We start from the raw sequence: 21427 nt of genomic DNA on the forward strand, positions 1-21427 counted from the left end.
CGGGGAAAGGCGACGCGACCGGTGGGTCCCCCGAATGCGGGAACCCCGCGCGCCCTGTCGGAGTATTATTCGTATTTTGTGACCATGGGTCACGAAAGAGGCATCTCGGACAGCGCGCCCATCAGGGCGGTCGCATCCCGCCGGACGGCGCTCAGCTGCGCCCTGATACTCGCCCCGCTGATGGTCTGGGTCACCGCGTGCAGCGATGCCTCCAGATCCCTCACGGGCAAGCCCTACGACGCCACGGAACAGCTCTCCTTCGGCCCCGCCGGGGACAGCGACGCCGCCGTCAACCCCGACGAGCCACTGAAGATCACCAGCAAGGAAACCGACGGCCGGATCACGGACGTGGTGGCCACCGACGCGATCGGCCGCACCGTCACCGGACAGCTGTCCGAGGACGGCAGCAGCTGGCACAGCACGAGCCCGCTGGCGGCCGGGGCCAGCTACACCATTCAGGTGAGCACCGAGAACGACGGCCGCCCGGGCCGCGGCACCCACACCTTCAGCACCGGCGACTCGGACGCCGCCCCCCTCGACATCGAACTGGGCCCCACCGCGGGCACCTACGGGGTCGGTCAGCCGCTCACCGCGGAACTCAGCGAGGAGGTCGCCGACCCGGCCGAACGGCTCCTGGTGGAGAGCGCCCTCACGGTCGCCTCCGAGCCCCAGGTGGAGGGCTCGTGGCACTGGGTGGACGACACCCTGCTGCACTACCGGCCCAAGGAGTACTGGCCGGCCGGGGCGAGCGTCACGGTCAGCTCCCAGCTCGCCGGACTGCACATCAGGGAAGGGCTGCGCGGCGGTGCCGGGCAGGAACTCCAGCTCACCATCGGCGACCGCGTGGAGGCATTGGCCGACATCAGCGGCCACCACATGACCGTCTCCCGCAACGGCGAGGTCCTGCGCACCCTGCCCATCACCACCGGAAAAGTGGGATTCGCCACCCGCGACGGCAAGAAGGTCGTCCTCGGCCAGGAGCAGAACGTCCGGATGACCGGCACCAGCATCGGCATCCCGGCCGGCAGCTCCGAGTCGTACGACCTCGACGTCTCCTGGGCCACCCGGCTCACCTGGAGCGGCGAGTACGTGCACGCCGCGCCCTGGTCGGTGGGCTCCCAGGGCAACTCCAACGTCAGCCACGGGTGTACCGGAATGAGTGACGCCGACGCCCGCTGGTTCTTCGAAACCGTGCGCCAGGGCGACATCGTCGAACACATCAACGGCTACGGCGAGGACATGGCGCCCTTCGGCAACGGCTTCGGCGACTGGAACCTGTCCTGGGACGAGTGGCTGGCGGGCAGCGCGCTCCACCAGGCGCCCGACCCGGCCGGCGCGTCCGGCAGCCCCAGCCGGCTCGCCCCGGCGCTCTGAGAGCCCGCCAGAGCTCCTGGGAGCCCCCCTGTGGCCCCGGCCCCGTCCAGCGACCGGCCGGGGCCTCAGCCGGGGCTCTCCCGGCTCAGGCGACGGCGGGCAGCCGCGAGCGCAGCAGTTCCGCCAGGGCGGCCGCCAGCTGGACCGGGTCCACCGGGTGCGGTACGGCCGACTCCGCCCGGCTCCAGGTCGCCAGCCAGGCGTCCTGGGGCCGTCCGATCAGCAGCAGCACGGGCGGGCAGTCGAAGATCTCGTCCTTGATCTGCCGGCACACTCCCATGCCGCCCGCCGGGACGGCCTCGCCGTCCAGCACGCACACGTCGATGCCGCCGCGCTCCAGTTCGGACAGCACTGCGGGCAGGGTGGCGCACTCCACATACTCCACCGCCGGGGCGTCGGCGGCGGGGCGGCGGCCGGCCGCCAGACGTACCTGTTCGCGGGTGTTCGCGTCGTCGCTGTAGACCAGCACCGTTGCGGTCCGCTGCATCGTTCCTCCGCGTGAATGGACGGGTAGCGTGGCCCGGATGCTACTCCGTCGGCACCGCCCGGCGGCAGGGGTCGTCAACCTCGGAGTGGCCCCGCGTCGTCCCAGGACATACCGCTTGGACACACCGAATGGCACCCCCCGGCTAAGCGCCGGATAAGCGACCGACATAATGTCCGGCGTGGCGACAGCAACAGCAGTAGAAACCGGGCGCGCACACCCCTCGGTCAACAGGCCGAATGTCACCAGCGTCGGAACCGTCATCTGGCTGAGTTCCGAGCTGATGTTCTTCGCGGCGCTCTTCGCGATGTACTTCACCCTGCGATCGGTGATGGGAGCGGACTTCTGGACGGATAAGGCGGATACCCTCAACGTCCCCTTCGCCCTGGGCAACACCTCGATCCTGGTGCTCTCTTCCCTGTTCTGCCAGCTCGGCGTCTTCGCCGCCGAGCGCGGCGACGTGAAGAAGCTGCGCCTGTGGTTCGTGGTCACCTTCGTCATGGGCGCGGTCTTCATCGGCGGCCAGGTGACGGAGTATGTGGAACTGGTGCACGAGGGCGTCACGCTGTCCTCCGACCCGTACGGGTCCGCCTTCTACCTCACCACCGGCTTCCACGGCCTCCACGTGGTGGGCGGACTGATCGCCTTCCTGCTGGTCCTGGGACGGACCTACGCGGCGCGGCGGTTCACCCACGAGCAGGCCACGTCGGCCATCGTCGTGTCCTACTACTGGCACTTCGTGGATGTCGTCTGGATCGGCCTCTTCGCCACGATCTACCTGATCAAGTAGCCGGTCGCCGCACCGGACGCGCTCCGACGCACACCTCAAGCACCGACGCAGCAGATCCTGACACCGGGGTAATCCGTGAAAAAGCTCTCCGCACGACGGCGCCATCCGCTGGCTGCGCTCGTCGTCCTTATCTTCGCGCTGGCGGTCACCGGGGGGCTGTACGCCGTACTGGCGCCCTCGGGTGAGGCCCAGGCCGAGGAAACGGCCCAGACCCTCGCCATCGAGGAAGGCAAGGCGCTCTACTCCGTGGGCTGCTCCAGCTGCCACGGCAACGAGGGCCAGGGCGGCACCGGTGGACCCTCTCTGGTGGGTGTCGGTGCCGCTTCCGTCGACTTCCAGGTGGGCACCGGCCGGATGCCCATGGCGCAGCCGGGCCCGCAGGCCGAACGCAAGCCCACCGTCTACAACCAGGCCGAGATCGACCAGCTCGCCGCGTACATCGCCTCCCTGGGCCCCGGCCCGGCCGTGCCGGAGTCCGACGCGTACGACCCCGCCCAGGGTGACCCGGCGCGCGGTGGCGAACTGTTCCGCACCAACTGCTCGCAGTGCCACAACTACACCGGTCAGGGTGGTGCGCTGACGCACGGCAAGTTCGCCCCCAACCTGGCGGACGTGAACCCGCGTCACCTGTACGAAGCCATGCTGACCGGCCCGCAGAACATGCCCTCCTTCCCCGACGGGGTGCTCCCCGAGGACGCCAAGCGCGACATCATCGCCTGGCTGGACGCGACGAACACCTCCGAGTCGCCCAACCCCGGCGGTCTGAGCCTGGGCGGATACGGCCCGGTGGGTGAGGGCTTCTTCGCCTGGACCATCGGCATCGGCATGCTGATCGCCGTGGCCGTGTGGATCGCCGCCCGCAGCGCGAAGGCGAAGAAGTCATGAGCAATCCCGACGACAACGACTCCCGGAACTCCCACAACAACGTGTCTGACGAACACCTGCCGAGTGAGCAGGAGCGTGGCGCGGTGGCCCCGGCGGACGATCCGTTCGCCGACCCCGGACTGCCGCCGCACGAACACCGCAGGCAGGACATCGACGAGCGGGCCGCCAAACGGTCCGAGCGCACCGTGGCCCTGCTGTTCACGGTGTCCATGCTGGCCACCATCGGCTTCATCGCCTCCTACGTGGCGATCCCGATCGACAAGATCGTCTACATCTGGCCCTTCGGTCACATCAGCGGGCTCAACTTCGCCCTCGGTCTGACCCTGGGTGTCGCCCTCTTCTGCATCGGCGCCGGCGCGGTCCACTGGGCCCGCACGCTGATGTCGGACGAGGAGATGAGCGACGAGCGGCACCCGATCGAGGCCACGCCCGAGGTCAAGGCCCAGGTCCTGGCGGACTTCGCCCAGGGCACCAAGGAGTCGCAGTTCGGCCGGCGCAAGCTGGTGCGGACCACGCTCTTCGGCGCGCTGGCGCTGGTGCCGCTCTCCGGAGTGGTGCTGCTGCGCGACCTCGGCCCGCTGCCCGGCACCAAGCTGCGCCACACCATGTGGAAGCCCGGCTCGCTGATCATCAACGAGAACACGATGCAGCCGCTGCGGCCCGAGGACATCACGCTCGGTTCGCTGACCCAGGCCATGCCGGAGGGTCTCGACCCGCACGACCACAACTTCCAGGTCGAGATCGCCAAGGCCGCGGTCATGCTGGTCCGCCTGGAGCCGGACGACATCAAGGACCCGAAGTCGGCCGAGTGGGGCCACGAGGGCATCCTGTGCTTCTCCAAGATCTGCACGCACATCGGTTGCCCGGCCACCCTGTACGAGCAGCAGACCCATCACGCGCTGTGCCCCTGCCACCAGTCGACGTTCGACCTCGCCGACGGGGCGCGGGTGCTGTTCGGTCCCGCGGGTCACCCGCTGCCGCAGCTGCGTATCAAGGTGAACGACGACGGTTACCTCGAAGCCCTCGGTGACTTCGAGGAGCCGCCCGGCCCGAGCTTCTGGGAGCGCGGATGAGTACGGCAACCAAGAACGCCGAGGCTCCCGAGGCACCGTCCTCGCGGGGCAAGGCGCCCGCCGGCGAGCGCATCGCCGACTGGGCGGACGGCCGGGTGGGGATCTACTCCCTCGCCAAGGCCAACATGCGCAAGATCTTCCCGGACCACTGGTCCTTCCTGCTGGGCGAGATCTGCCTCTACGCCTTCATCATCCTCATCGCGACCGGTGTCTATCTGACGCTGTTCTTCGTGCCGAGCATGGCGGAGGTCGAGTACCACGGCTCGTACGCGCCCATGAACGGGCTGCTGATGTCCGAGGCGTACGCCTCGACGCTCGACATCAGCTTCGAGGTCCGCGGTGGTCTGCTCGTGCGGCAGATCCACCACTGGGCCGCGCTGATCTTCGTGGTCGGCATCTTCATGCACATGATGCGGGTGTTCTTCACCGGTGCCTTCCGCAAGCCGCGTGAGGTCAACTGGGTCTTCGGCTTCCTGCTCTTCGTGCTGGCGATCCTCACCGGTCTGACGGGCTACTCGCTCCCCGACGACCTGCTCTCCGGTGTCGGTATCCGCTTCTCCGAGGGCGCGATGCTCGCCGTCCCGGTGGTCGGCTCCTACCTCCAGATGTTCGTCTTCGGCGGGGAGTTCCCCGGCACGGACATCATCCCGAGGTTCTTCGTCGCGCACGTGCTGCTGCTGCCCGGCATCATGGCCGCGCTGGTGGTGGCGCACCTCATCCTGATCGTGTTCCACAAGCACACCCACTACGCCGGGCCCGGCCGCCGCAACACCAACGTGGTCGGTTTCCCGCTGTTCCCGGTGTACATGGCCAAGGCCGGCGGGTTCTTCTTCCTGGTCTTCGGTGTGATCGCGATCATCGCCGCGACCACGACGATCAACGGGGTGTGGGTGCTCGGCCCGTACCGGCCGGACCAGATCACCTCCAACGCGCAACCGGACTGGTACCTGGGCTTCTCCGAGGGTCTGGTGCGGCTGATGCCGGGCTGGGAGTGGGTGATCCCGGGCGGCTACACGCTGAACTTCGGTCTGCTGGTGCCGCTGGCGGTCTTCCCGCTGATGCTGATCATCATCGCGGTGTACCCGTTCTTCGAGAGCTGGGTCACCAAGGACCGGCGCGAGCACCACATCGCGGAGCGGCCGCGCAACGCGCCGACCCGTACCGCGTTCGGTGTGGCGTGGATCAGCTGGTACCTGGTCGCCCTGGTGGCCGGTGGCAACGACGTGATCGCGCTGAAGTTCGGGCTGTCGATCAACACCATCACCTGGATCTGCCGGATCGCCTTCTTCGTCCTGCCGGTGCTCGTCTTCTGGGCCACCCGCCGGGTGTGCCTGGGCCTGCAGCGCCGGGACAAGGAGAAGGTGCTGCACGGCCGGGAGACCGGTGTGATCAAGCGGCTGCCGCACGGCGAGTTCATCGAGGTGCACGAGCCGCTGGACCGCGAGCAGCTGCACACGCTCACCGCGCACGACCAGTACAAGCCGGCCGAACTGCCGCCGGCGACGGACGAGAACGGGGTCCGGAACAAGGTCGGCGTCATCGAGCGGATGCGGGTCAAGGTCAGCCGCGGCTACTTCGGCGAGAGCGGTCAGGTCGCCAAGCCGACCGCCGAGGAGTACCGCGAGATCACCGAGGGACACGGCCACCACTGAGCCGCGTTCCGCGCTGACAGGTCAGAGCCCCGGTCCGATCTTCGGACCGGGGCTCTTGCCGTGTCACGGGCAGGCTAGGCTGCCCCGCAGAAGATCCCCGGATCCCCCAGAGGTGAGCCATGAGCACTGTGCCCCCCGTCGGCGACGACGCCGCGGCGGCCCGCGCCTGGCCGGACATCCTCACCGCCCTCATCGCCGGAACCGACCTCTCCACCGGGGACACCGCCTGGGCGATGGACCGCATCATGCGCGGCGAGGCCACCGACGCGCAGATCGCCGGATTCGCGGTCGCGCTGCGCGCCAAGGGCGAGACCGTCGGCGAGATCGCCGGGCTCGTCCGGGCCATGTACGCGCACGCCCGGCTGATCGAGGTCCCCGGCCCGGCCGTGGACATCGTGGGCACCGGCGGCGACCGGGCCAAGACCGTCAACATCTCCACCATGTCCGCCATCGTGGTGGCCGGCACCGGCGCCAAGGTCGTCAAGCACGGCAACCGGGCGGCCTCCAGCGCCAGCGGCGCCTCCGACGTCCTGGAGAAGCTGGGCGTCAACCTCACGCTGCCTCCCGAGCGGGTCGCCGAAGTGGCCCAGGAGGCGGGCATCACCTTCTGCTTCGCCGCCAACTTCCACCCCGCGCTGCGCCATGTGGCGGGCGCCCGGCGCGAGCTGGGGGTGGCGACCCCGTTCAACTTCCTGGGGCCGCTGACCAACCCGGCCCGGGTCCGGGCCCAGGCCACCGGCGTGGCCGACGCCCGGATGGCCCCGATCATGGCCGGGGTGCTGGCCGAACGGGGCAGCTCGGCGCTGATCTTCCGCGGCGACGACGGCCTGGACGAGCTGACCACCACGGCCACCTCCACCGTGTGGGTGGTCCGGGACGGGGCGGTGCGCCAGGAGACCTTCGACCCGCGCGAGGTGGGTCTGGAACTGGTGCCGGTGTCCGCGCTGCGCGGCGCCGACGCCTCGTACAACGCGGACGTGGCGCGCCGGCTGCTGGCCGGTGAGCCGGGCCCGGTACGCGACGCGGTCCTGCTGAACTCGGCCGCCGCGCTGGTGGCGCTCGATCCCTCGGACGCCCCGCTGGCCGAGCAGATCGCGGCGGGCATGACCCGGGCGGCGGCCTCCGTCGACACGGGCGCCGCCCGCGAGACCCTGGAGCGCTGGGTGAGCGCGACCCACCGCTGATCGCTCCTGTCCCCGGACTCCGTCCGGCAGGCACCCCCTGGCCCGGGTGGCCGCCAGCCCGTGCGGCGCGGCGGCCCCCGGTGCGGGACGGGGCGGCATGATCCGCCGCCTCGAACTCACCCGGGCGCTGCTCAGCGGGCCACGGCTGCTGGTCATCGACGAGCCCACCATCGGCCTGGACCCGGTCGCCCGCATCAGCGTGTGGCGGCACGTCGACGAGGTCCGCGCCGCCACCGGGATGACCTTCCTGGTCCTGTCGGCGGCTCTGGCCGTCACCGCCGCCTCGCTGCTGCTGCCGCGCCTGGCGCGCTGAACGCCGGGCGGCATCCGTCCGGCGCGGCCTCAGGCGTCGAGGCCGATCGCGAAGGCCGCCTCCAGGTCGTGCTGGGAGTAGGCGCGGAACGCGATGTGGGTTTCGGTCGACTCCACGCCGGGAACCTTGCTGATCCTGCCGGGGATCACGTCCGCCAGGTCGTCGTGGCGGGGGACGCGGACGATGGCGATCAGGTCGTGCGCGCCGGTCACCGAGTACACCTCGCTGACCCCCTCCAGGGCCGCGATCGCCTCCGCGATCTCCGGGATGCGGTCCACGCTGGTCTTGATGAGCACGATGGAGGTGATCACGGCTTGGCCTTCCCTGGACGCCGGTCGCGGTACGCCGCTCACCATAGCCCGCGCGCCCCCGTCATCCGCCGGACGGGCGATCCCCGGCGCTTGAGCACACGGGCCAGTACGCAGGCCGTAGGGTGACCGTGCGGATGATGACAGCCTCCCCCGGACCCCCTTCGGGAGGTACCCCCGGCCGGGCAGTTCAGAAAGTAGGCGAAACCATGGCGCATTCTCGGCCAACGGATGCTGACGGACGGGTGTGACCGGTCATGGATGCCACGGATGGCGATGAGGGAGCGGAGCCCGCAGAGAGCCTGGACCGTCCGCTGCCGGAGAAGGTCCGGCACCGTGTGATCGTGCTGGCCGGAGACGCCTTCGCCGGCCTCACCGTCAACGAGCTGCCGCCGGTCCTGCGGCAGTACGCGCGGTTCACCCCCGCCCGCCGGGTCCGGCACGGCGGCGCCGCCATCGCCACCGCCCTGGAGAACGACACCCTCTTCCGGCACCGCGTCGCGGCCCGGCTGCGGGCCGCCGAACCGGAGTTGTCCGAGGCCGTGGAGGGCGGCACGCCGCCCGCCGCCGCCGATCCGGTCGCGGTCGCCGCCATCGCCTATCTGCTGCGGCCCCCCGGCTGGGCCAAGCTGGTGGCCGCCGCCGGCGAGGAGGCGCAGCGCGCCCAGGACGAGCGCGCCGGTGAGGAGCGCGAGCGCGAACTCGCCCGGCTGCGCACCGAGCTGGCCGACGCCCGCACCACCGCGCGTACCGACAGCGAGCGGCTGCGCGCCGAGCTCGAAGCGGCCCGCAAGGAGACCGACGCGGTGCACCGCAAGCTGCGCAGCGCGCTCAGCGACGTGCGGCGCGGCGAGGCCACGGTGCGCAAGCTGCGCGAGGAACTGGAGACGGTCCGCGGTGAGGCCGGTGCCGCCCGTGCCGCGGCGGACAGCGAGGCGCGGCGGTTGCGCGCCCGGCTGGCCGAGGCCGAGACCACCCTGGAGTCGGGCCGCAGGGCGGCGCGCGAGGGTCGGGGCATCGAGGACATGCGGCTGCGGCTGCTGCTGGACACCGTGCTGGACGCGGCCCAGGGGCTGCGCCGGGAACTGGCCCTGCCACCCTCCCAGTTGCGGCCCGCCCAGACGGTCGACGCGGTGCGCCCCGGGGAGCTGTCCCCGCAGGACGTCGCCCATCGCGCGCTGGCCGAGGACGATCCGGCGCTCCTGGACCAGTTGCTGGCGCTGCCGCAGGCCCATCTGGTGGTCGACGGCTACAACGTCACCAAATCCGGTTATCCCACCCTGCCGTTGGAGAAGCAGCGGGCCCGGCTGCTGCGCGGACTCGCGGTGCTGGCCGCGCAGACCGGCGCCGAGATGACCTGCGTGTTCGACGGCGCGGAGCTGGCCGCGCCGGTGCTGCTGACGCCGCCACGCGGGGTGCGGGTGCTGTTCAGCAACCCGGGACAGACCGCCGACGAGCTGATCCGGCGGCTGGTGCGCGCCGAACCCCCGGGCCGCCCCGTGGTGGTGGTCTCCTCCGACCGGGAGGTCGCCGACGGCATCGCACGCGCCGGAGCCCGTCCCGCCGCCTCCGCCCTGCTGCTCAAACGCCTTGCCCGGACATGATCCGGTTGCGCCGGTCTGGCCCGTCCTGCTGGTATTTCCCCCGGTCGGCCGCGGTGTGCCCGCTTCTGTGCCGCACACTGGGTGACCCGTGGTCGCTCGGCGTGTGAGGTAAGTAAAAAAAGCCCACAGGGATTTGAATGAGGGAACAACGCCTCGCTAGGGTCGGGCCTCGAACCTTCGCGCGGTCGCTCACCCATCCCGGGGGGCCGTGAGGGTACCGCCGATTCCGCGGCCGATGCGCGGAGCCGGGGCCAAGCCCCCACACCCGGCAGGCGGCTGAGGAAGAAGGAGCTCGCCCCAGTGGCGTCCCACCGTCGTCCCAAGCCCCCGAGCCGTACGCGGGTGACCGTCTTCGGCGCCACCGCGGCCGCCACCGTAGCCCTCAGCTCCCAGGCAGCCCACGCCGAGACCAAGGAACAGGTCCAGGAGCGGGTTGACGAGCTCCACCACGAAGCGGCCGTCGCCACCGAGGAGTGGAACGGGGCCAAGGAGCGCGAGGAAGCGCTCCAGGAAGAGGTGGAGACCCTTCAGGACTCCGCCGCCCGCGGCCAGGAGGAGCTCAACGAGCTGCGCTCCGGCCTCGGTTCCATCGCCGCCGCCCAGTACCGCACCGGCGGCCTGGACCCCTCCGTACAGCTCTTCCTGTCCGGTGACCCCGACGCGTACCTCGAACGCGCCTCCACGCTCAGCCAGGTCACCGGCAAGCAGGCCGAGACGCTGCAGATCATCGAGTCCAAGCAGCGCACCCTGTCCCAGCAGCGCGACGAGGCCACCGAGAAGCTCGCCGAGCTCGAGGAGACCCGGGACGAGCTCAAGGACCGCAAGGACACCATCCAGGGCAAGCTGAGCGAGGCGCAGTCCCTGCTCAACCAGCTCACCGAGGAGGAGCGCGCGGCGATCGCCGCCGCCGAGGCCGAGGAGGCGGCCGCCGCCCAGGCGGAGGCCGAGCGCGCCAACCGCAGTGGCAGCGACGGCCGTCCGGTCCTGGACGGCAGCGGCTCAGCCCGTGGCCAGTCCGCGCTCTCCGCCGGCGCCACCAAGGTCGGCTCCCCGTACCAGTGGGGTGCCACCGGGCCCAACTCCTTCGACTGCTCCGGCTTCGTCAGCTGGTCGTACTCGCAGGCCGGCGTCACCCTGCCGCGTACCTCCCAGGCGCAGGCCAACGCGGGGACCCGGGTCAGCGAGAGCCAGCTGGCGCCCGGCGACATCGTGTTGTTCTACGGCGACCTGCACCACGTGGGGATCTACGCCGGCAATGGCCAGGTGCTGCATTCGCCGGGTACCGGCAAGTACGTCGAGTACACCGGGCTGCACACCATGCCGTTCCAGTTCGGTGTCCGGGTCGGCTGACCCGGCGCGTTCCTCCATCCGGGTGAATCGGCGGCCGGACACCGTGGCCGCCGACCCCCGCTGACCTGCGGCGCTTCCCTGGCTCGCCGGACAACATCCGGCCCGGGATGCGCTGTACCCGGCCGCGCCGCAACTAGATTCTGCCCCCTTCAGGTACCCCACCGAAGGGAACACGGCGCGCAGTGGCAACCCACCGGCGACCCCCGCAGCACGGCCCGGCCCGCGCGGCCCGCGCCTCCGTCCTGTCCGCCGCGGCGAGTGCCGCGGTCGCCCTCAGCAGCGCGCCCGCCGTGGCCGAGCCCGTCCCCAGCAGCGTCAGCGCCGCCGAGCGAGTGGACCGGCTCTTCGCCGAGGCCGAGCGCGCCGTGGAGGCGTACAACGGCACCTCGGAACGGGTCGAGGAGCTGACCGCCGAGGCCGAGCTCTACCAGCGGCGGGTGGAGACCGGCAGGCAGGCCGTCAACGAGACACGCCGCTCCCTGGGTTCGGCCGCCGCCGCGCACTACCGGGCCGGCGGCATCGACCCCACCGTCACCCTCATGCTCTCCGACGACCCGGACAGCTATCTCGCCCGCGCCGCCACGCTGAACCGGGTCAGCACCAGACGCTCGGGTGAGCTGCGCGAACTGCAGGCCGCCCAGCGCACCCTGGAACAGCGCCGTGCCGAGGCCGGCGACAAACTCGACGAACTCGCCGCCGAACGCGCGGCGCTCGCCCGCGAGAAGCGCACCGTGCTGCGCAAGCTCGCCACCGCCCAGGCCCAGTACGACCGGCTCACCGCCCGCGAACGGGCCGACCGGGAGGCGCGCGAGCAGGCCGCGGCCACCACCACCGCCGCCACCGGGGCCGCACCCACCCCGGCCGCCGCACCCACCGCGAGCGGCCGCGGCGCCACCGCGCTCGCCGCCGCCCACAGCGCCCTCGGCAGCCCCTACGCCTGGGGCGCGGCCGGCCCGAACTCCTTCGACTGCTCGGGACTGACCCAGTGGGCCTACCGCCAGGCCGGGATCTCCCTGCCCCGCACCTCCCAGGCCCAGGCGGCGGCCGGCACCGCCGTACCGCTGTCCGCCGCCCAGCCGGGCGACCTCGTCGTCTACCGCGGCGACGCCAGCCACATCGCCCTGTACGTGGGCGGCGGCCAGGTCATCCACGCGCCCTACCCCGGCGCCCAGGTACGCATGGAGCCGGTCGGCATGATGCCGCTGCACTCCGTGGTCCGACCCTGAACCGGGGCCCGGGCCCCGCCACCGGATACGCTCGCCCCTGATGCGTAAGACATTGATCGTCACCAATGACTTCCCGCCGCGCCCCGGCGGCATCCAGGCGTTCCTGCACAGCATGGCGCTGCGCCTGGAGCCGGACCGGGTGGTCGTGTACGCCTCCACCTGGAAGCGCGACAAGGAGGGCCGGGCGGCCACCGCGGCCTTCGACGCCGAGCAGCCGTACCCGGTCATCAGGGACCGCAGCACCATGCTGCTGCCCACCCCGCGCGTCACCCGCCGCGCGGTCAACCTGCTGCGCACCCACGGGTGCGAGTCGGTGTGGTTCGGCGCGGCGGCGCCGCTGGGCCTGATGGGGCCGGCCCTGCGCAAGGCGGGCGCCCAGCGGCTGGTGGCCACCAGCCACGGCCACGAGGCCGGCTGGGCCCAGCTGCCCGCCGCCCGGCACCTGCTGCGCCGCATCGGCGAGGGCACCGACACAGTGACGTATCTGGGGGAGTACACCCGCTCACGGATCGCCTCGGCGCTCACCGGGGAAGCCGCCGGGCGCATGGTGCAACTGCCGCCCGGCGTGGACGAGAAGCTGTTCCACCCGGGATCCGGCGGTGACAAGGTCCGCGCCGAACTGGGCCTCACCGACCGTCCCGTGGTGGTGTGTGTCTCCCGCCTGGTGCCGCGCAAGGGCCAGGACACCCTGATCAGGGCCATGCCCCGGATCCTGGCCGCCGAGCCGGACACCGTCCTGCTGATCGTCGGCGACGGCCCCTACCGCAGGGACCTGGAGAAGCTGGCGCAGGAGAGCGGAGTGGCCGGCTCCGTCCGGTTCACCGGGCCCGTCCCCTGGGAGCGGCTGCCCGCCCACTTCGGGGCCGGCGACGTGTTCGCCATGCCCTGCCGCACCCGGCGCCGCGGCCTCGACGTGGAGGGCCTGGGCATCGTGTACCTGGAGGCGTCGGCCACCGGACTGCCGGTGGTCTCCGGCGACTCGGGCGGCGCGCCCGACGCGGTGCTGGACGGCGAGACCGGCTGGATCGTCCGCGGCGGCGCCCCCGGCGCCGCGGCCGAGACCGCCGAGCGCATCGTCACCCTGCTGCGCGACCCGGGGCTGCGGCGCCGGATGGGCGAGCGCGGACGGCAGTGGGTCGAGGAGAAGTGGCGCTGGGACCTGCTGGCGCAGCGGCTGCGTGAACTGCTCTAGCGACGGCCCGCGATAGCCTTCCCGGTGACACTCACCCCCCACGACACGACGACAGCGCGCGCGGAACAAGGAGCCACCGGGATGGCCGAACACACCAGGTCGAGCATCACCATCGACGCCACACCGGCCGAGGTCATGGCGGTGATCGCCGACTTCGGCCGCTACCCCGAGTGGACGGGCGAGGTGCGGGAGGCCGAGGTGCTCGGCACGGACGGGCGCGGGCGCGCCGAGCAGGTGCGGCTGCTGCTGGACGCCGGCGCCATCAAGGACGAGCACACCCTGGCGTACACCTGGTCGGAGTCCGACGAGGTCAGCTGGTCGCTCGTGAAGTCCCAGATGCTGCGCTCGCTCGACGGCTCCTACCGGCTGGTGCCGGTGGACGGCGGCAAGCACACCGAGGTCACCTACCAGCTGACCGTGGACGTGAAGATCCCGATGCTGGGCACCATCAAGCGCAAGGCCGAGAAGGTCATCATCGAACGTGCCCTGGACGGGCTGAAGAAGCGGGTGGAGAGCGGCGAGGCGACCGCCGGATGACGTCGGCACGGGTGCTGCTGGTCACCGGGCCCGGCGGGGCCGGCACGACGACCGTCGCGGCCGGCACCGCGCTGGCGGAGGCACGGGGCGGGCGCACGGTGCTGCTGCTCGGCGAGCGCGTCGGGACACTCTCCGGGGTGGCGGCCGTCCGCCCCGACACCGGGCAGTGGTTCCGGGACGGCGTACTGGGGATCCAGCGGCAGACGGGCACCGACCTGCTGCACGAGGACGAACTGACCGCCCTCCCCGGCAGCGAAGGGCTCGCCCTGCTCACCGCGCTGGCGCAGGCGCACCGCTCCGGGCGGTGGCAGACGCTGGTCGTCGACCTCCCGCCGGTCACCGAGGCGATCCGGCTGCTGGCCCTGCCCGAACTGCTGGCCCGCTACGTCCGCAGGCTGCTCCCCGGCGGCCGCCCGGCCTCGCTCCTCGCCCAGCTGGCCGGCCTGCCGTACGAGGCGGCCGGACGCTGGGCCGGGGAACTCGATCAGCTGCACGCCCTGCTGACCTCACCGGCGACGGCGGTGCGGCTGGTGGTCGAACCCACGGCACAGGCACCCGCCACCGTACGGATGGCCAGGGCCGGACTCGCCCTGCACGGGCTGGCCCTGGAGACGGTGATCGCCAACCGGGTGCTGCCCTCCGGCTCCCCGGACCCCTGGCTGCGCGAGCTGGCGGCGGCACAGCAGTCGGCCCTCGACGCGCTCCCGGCCGAGACCCGCGACCTCCCGCACCTGGGCGGCACCCCCGGCGAGGCGGAGCTGACGGAGCTGGCCGCGAGCGGGGCGCTGGACTGGGCCCCGGCGGGCGAGCCGCGGCGGCTCACCCCGGTCCTCGACGAGGGGCCGGTGTGGCGGCTGCCGCTGCCCGGCGCGAACCGCTCGGAACTGGACCTGGTGCGGCGCGGCGACGAACTCTTCCTCACGGTCGGACCGTTCCGCCGCGCGGTGCCGCTGCCCGCCGAGCTGCGGCACCGCGAGGTGACCGGCGCGGCCCTGGAGGAATCGGGGGCGCTCGCCGTACGGTTCGCCCCCGATCCGGGGTAACGTCGGGGAATCCACGACGCGCAGCTGTGCCAGGAGAACGCCATGAGCGAACCCACCGAGCAGCCATCCGACGCCGACCCGCACGCCTGGGAACAGGCCTGCGCGGAAGATCTCGCCGCCGAGCGGGCCCGGTTCCGCGAACGCACCGGACAGTCCTCGCACGGGGACACCGCCGAGGAACTGCGCAAGCTCATGACGGCGATCACCGAGGAGGCGGGGCGGATCGGGGCCCGGTTCGGGGCGGACGCCACACTGCTGGCCGCCCGCGCCCGGTCGGCGGTCAACCCCGACGTCCTCCAGCACCTGTCCAACGCGGGCGCCGAACTCGTGGCCGCCTACCGGGCCGCGGTGATCGGGTACCAGCGGCAGAGCACCGAGGACGGGCCCGGGGCCGAGGAGCGCGGTGACGCCCGCGACGGTCGTGACGACCGTGACGGAGAGGAACCTTCCGGTCCGGCCCAGCGCATTGATCTGGACTGATCGCGAGGTACGGTGTTCGCCGGCGGGGACCGACTGACCTTATCGAGGATTTCATGGGACTGACCATCGGCGTTGACATCGGCGGCACCAAGATCGCGGCCGGTGTGGTCGACGAAGAGGGCACGATCCTCGACACCAGCACCGTGCCCACGCCGCCCACCCCCGAGGGAGTGGTGGAGGCCATCGCCGAGGCCGTCAAGACCGTGGGACGCGGCAGCAAGTGCGAGGCCGTGGGCATCGGCGCGGCCGGCTACGTCGACGACAAGCGCGCCACGGTCCTGTTCGCCCCGAACATCAAGTGGCGCCACGAGGCACTCAAGGACAAAGTCGAACAGCGCGTCGGGCTCTCGGTCGTCGTCGAGAACGACGCCAACGCCGCAGCCTGGGGCGAATACCGCTTCGGAGCGGGCGCCGGGCACGACGACGTCGTCGTCATCACCCTCGGCACGGGCCTGGGCGGCGGCATCATCATGGGCGGCCGGCTCTACCGCGGACGGTTCGGCGTCGCGGGCGAGTTCGGCCACATCCGGGTGGTGCCGGACGGCCTGCTGTGCGGCTGCGGCAGCCAGGGCTGCTGGGAGCAGTACGCGTCGGGCCGCGCCCTGGTGCGCTACGCCCGGCAGCGGGCCAGCGCCACCCCCGAGGCCGCGAGCATCCTGCTGGCGGAGGGGGACGGCACCCCCGAGGGCATCGAGGGCCGCCATGTCTCCGCCGCCGCGCGGCAGGGCGACCCGGTGGCCATCGACTCCTTCCGCGAGCTGGCCCGTTGGGCCGGTGCCGGGCTCGCCGACCTGGCCTCCCTGTTCGACCCGTCCGCCTTCATCGTGGGAGGCGGCGTCTCGGACGAGGGCGACCTCGTCCTGGAGCCGATCCGCAAGTCCTTCCGGCGCTGGCTGGTCGGCAGCCGCTACCGGCCGCACGCCCAGGTGGTGGCCGCCCAGCTCGGCGGCCGCGCCGGCCTGGTCGGCGCGGCGGACCTGGCCCGCCAGGGCTAGGCCGTCTCCTTCGGATCTTCGCGGGGCCGCGCTGCCGACTGCCGGGGGAGCGGCCTGATCCACGAAGATCCGCAAGAGACGACCTGGGGCTTGTCCGACGGGTTCCGGCTGGCCCGGCGGCCGTCAGCCGCTCACCTCCAGCGCCGTCCCGTACAGGCGGCGCACGTGCAGCCGGATGACCACCCGGCGTTCGGCGACCTGTTGCTCCAGGAACACGCTCTCGTCCGCGGGCCGCATGTCGGCCGGCAGCATGTCGAGCAGTTCGCGGCCGACCGCGTCGCCCGGGCTCGTGGTGATCTCCGAGACCTCGGCCTCGCCCTCGGCGACCGCGAACGACCACACGTCGCCGCCCGGCACATGCAGGGCGGCGTGCGGGTCGCGGCGGATGTGTCCGGGCTTGGCGCGGTCGGCCGTGGTGGAGATCCGCACGACGCGGGCCGCCGGGTCCCAGTGGTACAGCATCGTGGTCAGGTGCGGGTGGCCGCTGCGCCGCACGGTGGCCACGGTGCCGAACCGCTGGGCGGCCAGCAGCGCGGACAGCGCGTCGTCGGTCAGGGGGCGGGGCCCGGGTCGATCCGTCATGACGCGGTCAACCGCGCTGAGGGACCCTGCATTCCACCACCGGGCGTGCACCGGCGCTAGCCTCGGGCGTATGCCCGCCGTCGTGCGCCTGCTCAGCTACAACGTCCGGTCGCTGCGTGATGACACCGCCGCGCTGGCCCGGGTGATCCGGGCCTGCGCACCGGATGTGGTCGCCGTCCAGGAGGCGCCCCGGTTCGCCGGGTGGCGGCGCCGGGCCCTGCGGCTGGGGCGGGCCACCGGGCTGCTGTACGTCAGCGGGGGCGCCCCGACCTGCGGCACCATGATCATGACCACTCTGCGGCCCACCGTGGAGCGGGTGGCGGAGGTGACCCTCCCGTACACCCCCGGGCTGCACCGGCGCGGACTGGCCTGCGCCGTCCTGCGCTTCGGCGCCGGCACCCGGCTCGCCGTGGTCAGCTGCCATCTGGGGCTGCGCGCCGCGGAGCGGCGCCGGCACGCGCCGCTGGTACGGGAGCAGTTGGCGGCGCTGGGCGCGCCCGCCGCCGTGCTGGCGGGCGACCTCAACGAGCCGCCGCGGGGCGCGGCCTTCCGGTATCTCACCCGCGATCTCACCGACGGCTGGGCCGCCGCTCCCCGGGGCGGGGAGCACACGTACCCCGCCACCGGCGCGGTCAGCCGTATCGACGCCGTGCTCAGTACGGAACGGGTCACCGTGGAGGAGTGCGGCGTCCCGCTCGGCCACCCCGGCGTCACGGAGCACGATCTGCGGGCCGCCAGTGACCATCTGCCGGTTCTGGCCACCCTCCGGGTGCCCTGAGGCTGCCCGTCAGACCACGGCGCCGCTGCCCGGGTCCGTCCAGTCGTCGTCGCCGTCCCGCATCCGCGAGATCAGCGCGGCGAAGCCGCCCAGGAAACCGCCGACCCCCAGGGTGACGATCCACCAGGTCATCTCCTGCTGGAAGAGCACCGAGCCGAGCAGCAGCAGCGGCCCGCCCAGCACCGCCACCCAGGCGAGCTTCGTGGTCAGGTCCGTCTCGGGCAGCGGTGGCGGGTCCGGCGGGACGAAGTGGTCGCCGTCGGGGTCCTCGCCGGGGCCCCAGTCGCGCGGGCCGCTGCCGGACCACGCGCCGGTACCCGTGCCGGAGACGGTGCCGCCGCCCTCCTTGCCGCTCTCCGTGCCGGCCGCACCGGCCCCGCCGGTCCCACTGCCTTCGGCGCCGGCCGTACCGGTCCCACCGGGCACACCCGTCCCGCCGGCCGCACCGGCCCCGCCGGCCTCCGCGCCGGACTCCCGGTCCGGCTCGGCGGGCGGCACCCGGTCCACGGTGTCGGTCAGATCCAGCTCGTCGCCCTTGGGCCAGACCCCGGGTGGATCGGCCGGCTCCTCGCCGTATCCGGCGACGATCTGAGCCCAGGCGGCTTCCTCGTCGATCGGGTCGCGGCCGTCGCCGCGCTCCTGGTCACGTTCCGTCACTGGCGGTCTTCCTCGTCGCGGGGCGGATGACGCGGGTGATGAAGGCGTCCGTCTCCTGAAAGATACGCTCCGCGTCATGGTCCAGGGTGGCCACGTGATAGCTGTTCTCCAGCACCAGCTCGGTGACATCCGTGGAGGACACCGAACCCAGCACCACGGCCGAGTCACCCGGTGGCACCACATGGTCGACCGCGCTGTGCATCAGCAGCAGCGGCTGCGTGACCTGCGGCAGTTCGCCGCGTACCAGATGCACCAGTTGCCGCAGCGCGTACGCCGCGGGTAGCGGCACCCGGTCGTAGCCGACCTCGGCCGGGGCGTCCGGCCTGCGGATGTCCCCCACCACCCCGCGCGCACTGGGCAGCACGTGCCGCAGCAGCGGCAGCGCGAACCCCTGGACGCGCGGGAAGGTGATCGCCGGGTTGACGACCGCGACGCCGGCGATCCGGTCGCCGTGCAGGGCGGCCAGCCGCAGCGCCAGCGTGCCGCCCATCGACAGGCCGCACACGAACACCCGCTCGCAGCGGTCCCGCAGCTCCCGCAGTTCACGGTCGACGGCCGCGTACCAGTCCTGCCAGCCGGTCACCCGCAGATCCCGCTGCGCGGTGCCGTGCCCCGGGAGCAGCGGCAGAGCCACGGTGTGACCGCGTTCGGCCAGGTGCCGGGCCCAGGGCCGCAGGGGCTGCGGGGTGCCGGTGAAGCCGTGGCACAGCAGCACACCGGTGGCCGACCCCGCGTGGGAGAAGGGTTCGGCTCCGCTCAGCAGGGGCATGGGGGCCTCCGTTCGGTGCGGGGGTGCGGCCAGCCTACGTGGGCCCGGAGGCGCCAAGAACAGTAAATCCCCAGTAGGGTCGGGCACGAAAGAACACAGGAGGTTGGCGGAGTGCTGTACGGCGCGATGAAGATTTCCGTCGGAGCAGGGCTGAAGCTGGCCTTCCGACCATGGGTGGAGGGGCTGGAGCATGTGCCCTCCGAAGGGCCCGCGATCCTGGCGAGCAATCACCTGTCCTTCTCGGACTCCTTCTTCCTCCCCGTGGTGCTGGACCGCAAGGTCACCTTCATCGCGAAATCCGAGTACTTCACCTCCCCCGGGGTCAAGGGGAAGCTGACGGCGGCGTTCTTCAAGGGCGTCGGGCAGCTTCCGGTGGACCGCTCCGGCACCCGCGGGGCGGGCGAGGCTGCGGTGCGCAGCGGCATAGCGGTCATCGAGCGCGGCGAGCTGTTCGGCATCTACCCGGAGGGCACCCGTTCCCCGGACGGCCGCCTGTACCGGGGCCGGCCCGGCGGTCTGGCCCGGGTCGCGCTAGCGACGGGCGCGCCCGTCCTGCCGGTGGCCATGATCGACACGGAGAAGATCCAGCCGCCCGGGAAGGTGATGCCCAAGCTGATGCGCCCCGGCATCCGGATCGGCGCGCCGCTGGACTTCACCCGCTATCAGGGCATGGAGGGGGATCGCTTCATCCTGCGTTCGGTCACCGACGAGGTGATGTACGCGATCATGAAGCTCTCCGGACAGGAGTACGTGGACACCTACGCCTCGGTGGTCAAGAAGGCCATGGAGGAGGAGGCGAAGCGGAAGAAGGCGGAGGCCAAGGAAGCCTCGCCGGACTGAGGGGGAGGGGCACCGGCGGATGGCTGACAAGGCGCGGACGGGGGAGGACCGGGGCACGGCGGAGCCGTCCTCGGGCATATCGGTGGAGCAGCCGTTGTGGCGGGCGCTCACCGGATACCGGGTGGTCACCCTCGGCTACGCGCTGGCGGTGTTCGCGCTCGGCTACCGGGACTACGGCCGGCCGCTGCTCGGCGTCGGCTACCTCGCGCTGCTGACGGCCTGGACCCTGCTGACCCTGCCGAACGTCTCCTCGGCCGAGCGCTGCACGGGCCGGTTCCTGACGGCGGACCTGACGATGGCGGTGAGCGGCATCCTGCTCAGCTCGCTGGCCGACCCCGCCGGCCGCGTGGGCCCCACCCTGCCCTCGATCTGGGTGGCGGGCCCGGTGATCGCGGTGGCCATCAAGAGCGGCTGGCGCTGGGCCGCGTTCGGCTCCGCGCTGGTGGGCGCCGCCAATCTGCTGGAGGACGGGCACTTCTCGCGCAGCGCGCTGCACAACGCGCTGCTGGTGTGCGTGGCGAGCATCGCGATCGGCTACGTGGTGGAGGTGGCGCGGGCCAGTGAGCGCACCCTGGCCAGGGCGCTGCGGATCGAGGCCGCGAACCGGGAGCGCGAACGGCTGGCCCGGGACATCCACGACAGCGTGCTCCAGGTGCTGGCCATGGTGCAGCGGCGCGGCACGGCCATCGGCGGTGAGGCCGCCGAGCTGGGGCGGCTGGCGGGCGACCAGGAGGTGGCGCTGCGGGCGCTGGTCACCGGGCAGCGGCAGGCGGCCGCCGGCTCCCCCGCCGGGCCGCCACCGGGCGCGGCCTTCGACGGGCTCCTCGCCGGGGAGCGGCCCGCGGCCCCGCACGACCCGGACGCCGAGATCGATCTGCGCACGCTGCTCACCCTCGCGGCGGGCGGCCCCGGCGGGCCCGTCACGTACGCGGGCCCCGGCTGCCCCGTACCGCTGCCGGCGGAGACCGCACGGGCCGTGGCCGCCGCTGTCGGTGCCGCCCTGGACAATGTGCGCAGCCACGCGGGCGGCCCGGCGGGAGAGCCGGCGGCCGCCTGGATTCTGCTGGAGGACGAGCCGGAGGAGATCACCGTGACGGTGCGCGACGACGGCCCCGGCATCCCCGAGGGGCGGCTGGCGGCGGCGGAGGCCGAGGGCAGGATGGGCGCGGCGCTGTCCATCCGGGGACGGATGCGGGAGCTGGGCGGCAGCGCGCGCTGGATCTCGGTGCCCGGGCAGGGCACCGAGGTGGAGCTGCGGCTGCCCCGGCAGCGCGGGCGGAAGGACACCGGCCGGTGAGCGCGGGACAGGCG

22 protein-coding genes and 1 pseudogene are annotated in these 21427 nt (G+C 72.5%); 18 read left to right on the forward strand and 5 right to left on the reverse strand.

The window, feature by feature from the left end:
• The first annotated feature begins 84 nt into the window (after window positions 1-84).
• Window positions 85-1374: a L,D-transpeptidase gene (locus H7827_RS23290; RefSeq protein ID WP_386538639.1), complete on the forward strand. Its 1290-nt coding sequence runs from the start codon at window positions 85-87 to the stop codon at window positions 1372-1374.
• A gap of 85 nt (window positions 1375-1459) precedes the next feature.
• Here H7827_RS23290 and H7827_RS23295 read toward each other — a convergent pair whose 3' ends face one another.
• Window positions 1460-1861, reverse strand: a complete 402-nt coding sequence (locus H7827_RS23295) for a hypothetical protein (protein ID WP_386538637.1) — start codon at window positions 1859-1861, stop codon at window positions 1460-1462.
• 169 nt (window positions 1862-2030) lie between these two features.
• On the opposite strand from H7827_RS23295, the gene ctaE reads away from it, so the two are divergent.
• The 6 genes and pseudogenes from ctaE to H7827_RS23325 all read left to right on the forward strand — a co-directional run.
• Window positions 2031-2648, forward strand: a complete 618-nt coding sequence (gene ctaE, locus H7827_RS23300; RefSeq protein ID WP_030734513.1) for an aa3-type cytochrome oxidase subunit III — start codon at window positions 2031-2033, stop codon at window positions 2646-2648.
• A 75-nt stretch (window positions 2649-2723) separates the two neighbouring features.
• Window positions 2724-3533 (forward strand): cytochrome bc1 complex diheme cytochrome c subunit, encoded by an 810-nt coding sequence (gene qcrC, locus H7827_RS23305; RefSeq protein ID WP_030734511.1) that lies wholly within the window; start codon window positions 2724-2726, stop codon window positions 3531-3533.
• On the forward strand, window positions 3530-4606 hold the full coding sequence (gene qcrA, locus H7827_RS23310) for a cytochrome bc1 complex Rieske iron-sulfur subunit (protein ID WP_052385336.1): 1077 nt from the start codon (window positions 3530-3532) through the stop codon (window positions 4604-4606). The genes qcrC and qcrA overlap by 4 nt, the downstream gene beginning before the upstream one ends.
• Window positions 4603-6258: a cytochrome bc1 complex cytochrome b subunit gene (gene qcrB / locus H7827_RS23315; protein ID WP_386538634.1), complete on the forward strand. Its 1656-nt coding sequence runs from the start codon at window positions 4603-4605 to the stop codon at window positions 6256-6258. Before qcrA ends, qcrB begins: the two co-directional genes overlap by 4 nt.
• Before the next feature lie 119 nt (window positions 6259-6377).
• Window positions 6378-7442: an anthranilate phosphoribosyltransferase gene (gene trpD / locus H7827_RS23320; protein ID WP_432747237.1), complete on the forward strand. Its 1065-nt coding sequence runs from the start codon at window positions 6378-6380 to the stop codon at window positions 7440-7442.
• Between the two features lie 85 nt (window positions 7443-7527).
• Window positions 7528-7695: pseudogene (locus H7827_RS23325) on the forward strand (ABC transporter ATP-binding protein); the annotation flags it as partial.
• Between the two features lie 89 nt (window positions 7696-7784).
• Here H7827_RS23325 and H7827_RS23330 read toward each other — a convergent pair.
• Entirely contained in the window at window positions 7785-8066 is a 282-nt protein-coding gene (locus H7827_RS23330; protein WP_030734501.1) for an Lrp/AsnC ligand binding domain-containing protein, read from the reverse strand.
• Window positions 8067-8320: 254 nt separating this feature from the next.
• On the opposite strand from H7827_RS23330, the gene H7827_RS23335 reads away from it, so the two are divergent.
• The 8 genes from H7827_RS23335 to H7827_RS23370 all read left to right on the forward strand — a co-directional run bounded on the left by H7827_RS23335 (window position 8321) and on the right by H7827_RS23370 (window position 16490).
• Window positions 8321-9667: an NYN domain-containing protein gene (locus H7827_RS23335; RefSeq protein WP_432747238.1), complete on the forward strand. Its 1347-nt coding sequence runs from the start codon at window positions 8321-8323 to the stop codon at window positions 9665-9667.
• Window positions 9668-9967: 300 nt separating this feature from the next.
• Complete coding sequence (locus H7827_RS23340) at window positions 9968-11017, forward strand: C40 family peptidase (protein ID WP_386538628.1); 1050 nt, start codon at window positions 9968-9970, stop codon at window positions 11015-11017.
• Window positions 11018-11199: 182 nt separating this feature from the next.
• Entirely contained in the window at window positions 11200-12243 is a 1044-nt protein-coding gene (locus H7827_RS23345; RefSeq protein WP_432747239.1) for an NlpC/P60 family protein, read from the forward strand.
• A gap of 40 nt (window positions 12244-12283) precedes the next feature.
• The gene (locus H7827_RS23350) at window positions 12284-13435 is read left to right on the forward strand and encodes a glycosyltransferase family 4 protein (RefSeq protein ID WP_432747240.1); all 1152 of its coding nucleotides are present in this window, start codon (window positions 12284-12286) and stop codon (window positions 13433-13435) included.
• 81 nt (window positions 13436-13516) lie between these two features.
• Complete coding sequence (locus tag H7827_RS23355) at window positions 13517-13972, forward strand: SRPBCC family protein (protein WP_386538623.1); 456 nt, start codon at window positions 13517-13519, stop codon at window positions 13970-13972.
• Window positions 13969-15015, forward strand: coding sequence for an ArsA family ATPase (locus tag H7827_RS23360; RefSeq protein WP_432747241.1), 1047 nt, complete (start codon window positions 13969-13971; stop codon window positions 15013-15015). Before H7827_RS23355 ends, H7827_RS23360 begins: the two co-directional genes overlap by 4 nt.
• A 42-nt stretch (window positions 15016-15057) precedes the next feature.
• Window positions 15058-15495, forward strand: a complete 438-nt coding sequence (locus H7827_RS23365; protein ID WP_432747242.1) for a DUF5304 family protein — start codon at window positions 15058-15060, stop codon at window positions 15493-15495.
• A 53-nt stretch (window positions 15496-15548) separates the two neighbouring features.
• On the forward strand, window positions 15549-16490 hold the full coding sequence (locus H7827_RS23370) for an ROK family glucokinase (RefSeq protein ID WP_046723087.1): 942 nt from the start codon (window positions 15549-15551) through the stop codon (window positions 16488-16490).
• A gap of 123 nt (window positions 16491-16613) precedes the next feature.
• Here the strand turns inward: H7827_RS23370 and H7827_RS23375 are convergent, their stop codons facing one another.
• The gene (locus H7827_RS23375; RefSeq protein WP_432747243.1) at window positions 16614-17072 is read right to left on the reverse strand and encodes a TIGR03618 family F420-dependent PPOX class oxidoreductase; all 459 of its coding nucleotides are present in this window, start codon (window positions 17070-17072) and stop codon (window positions 16614-16616) included.
• A 70-nt stretch (window positions 17073-17142) separates the two neighbouring features.
• On the opposite strand from H7827_RS23375, the gene H7827_RS23380 reads away from it, so the two are divergent.
• The gene (locus H7827_RS23380; RefSeq protein ID WP_432747244.1) at window positions 17143-17850 is read left to right on the forward strand and encodes an endonuclease/exonuclease/phosphatase family protein; all 708 of its coding nucleotides are present in this window, start codon (window positions 17143-17145) and stop codon (window positions 17848-17850) included.
• A 9-nt stretch (window positions 17851-17859) separates the two neighbouring features.
• Here H7827_RS23380 and H7827_RS23385 read toward each other — a convergent pair whose 3' ends face one another.
• Both H7827_RS23385 and H7827_RS23390 read right to left on the reverse strand, forming a co-directional pair.
• A complete protein-coding gene (locus H7827_RS23385; protein WP_432747245.1) occupies window positions 17860-18585 on the reverse strand; it encodes a hypothetical protein in 726 nt (241 codons plus the stop codon).
• On the reverse strand, window positions 18494-19276 hold the full coding sequence (locus tag H7827_RS23390) for an alpha/beta hydrolase (protein ID WP_030734467.1): 783 nt from the start codon (window positions 19274-19276) through the stop codon (window positions 18494-18496). Before H7827_RS23390 ends, H7827_RS23385 begins: the two co-directional genes overlap by 92 nt.
• Before the next feature lie 111 nt (window positions 19277-19387).
• On the opposite strand from H7827_RS23390, the gene H7827_RS23395 reads away from it, so the two are divergent.
• Both H7827_RS23395 and macS read left to right on the forward strand, forming a co-directional pair.
• On the forward strand, window positions 19388-20116 hold the full coding sequence (locus H7827_RS23395; protein WP_200367860.1) for a lysophospholipid acyltransferase family protein: 729 nt from the start codon (window positions 19388-19390) through the stop codon (window positions 20114-20116).
• A gap of 19 nt (window positions 20117-20135) precedes the next feature.
• Entirely contained in the window at window positions 20136-21413 is a 1278-nt protein-coding gene (macS, locus tag H7827_RS23400) for a MacS family sensor histidine kinase (RefSeq protein WP_432747246.1), read from the forward strand.
• Window positions 21414-21427 lie beyond the last annotated feature (14 nt).

Source organism: Streptomyces sp. JH002, from assembly GCF_050916115.1.
In the GTDB taxonomy this organism is placed as follows: Bacteria; Actinomycetota; Actinomycetes; order Streptomycetales; family Streptomycetaceae; genus Streptomyces; species Streptomyces xiamenensis.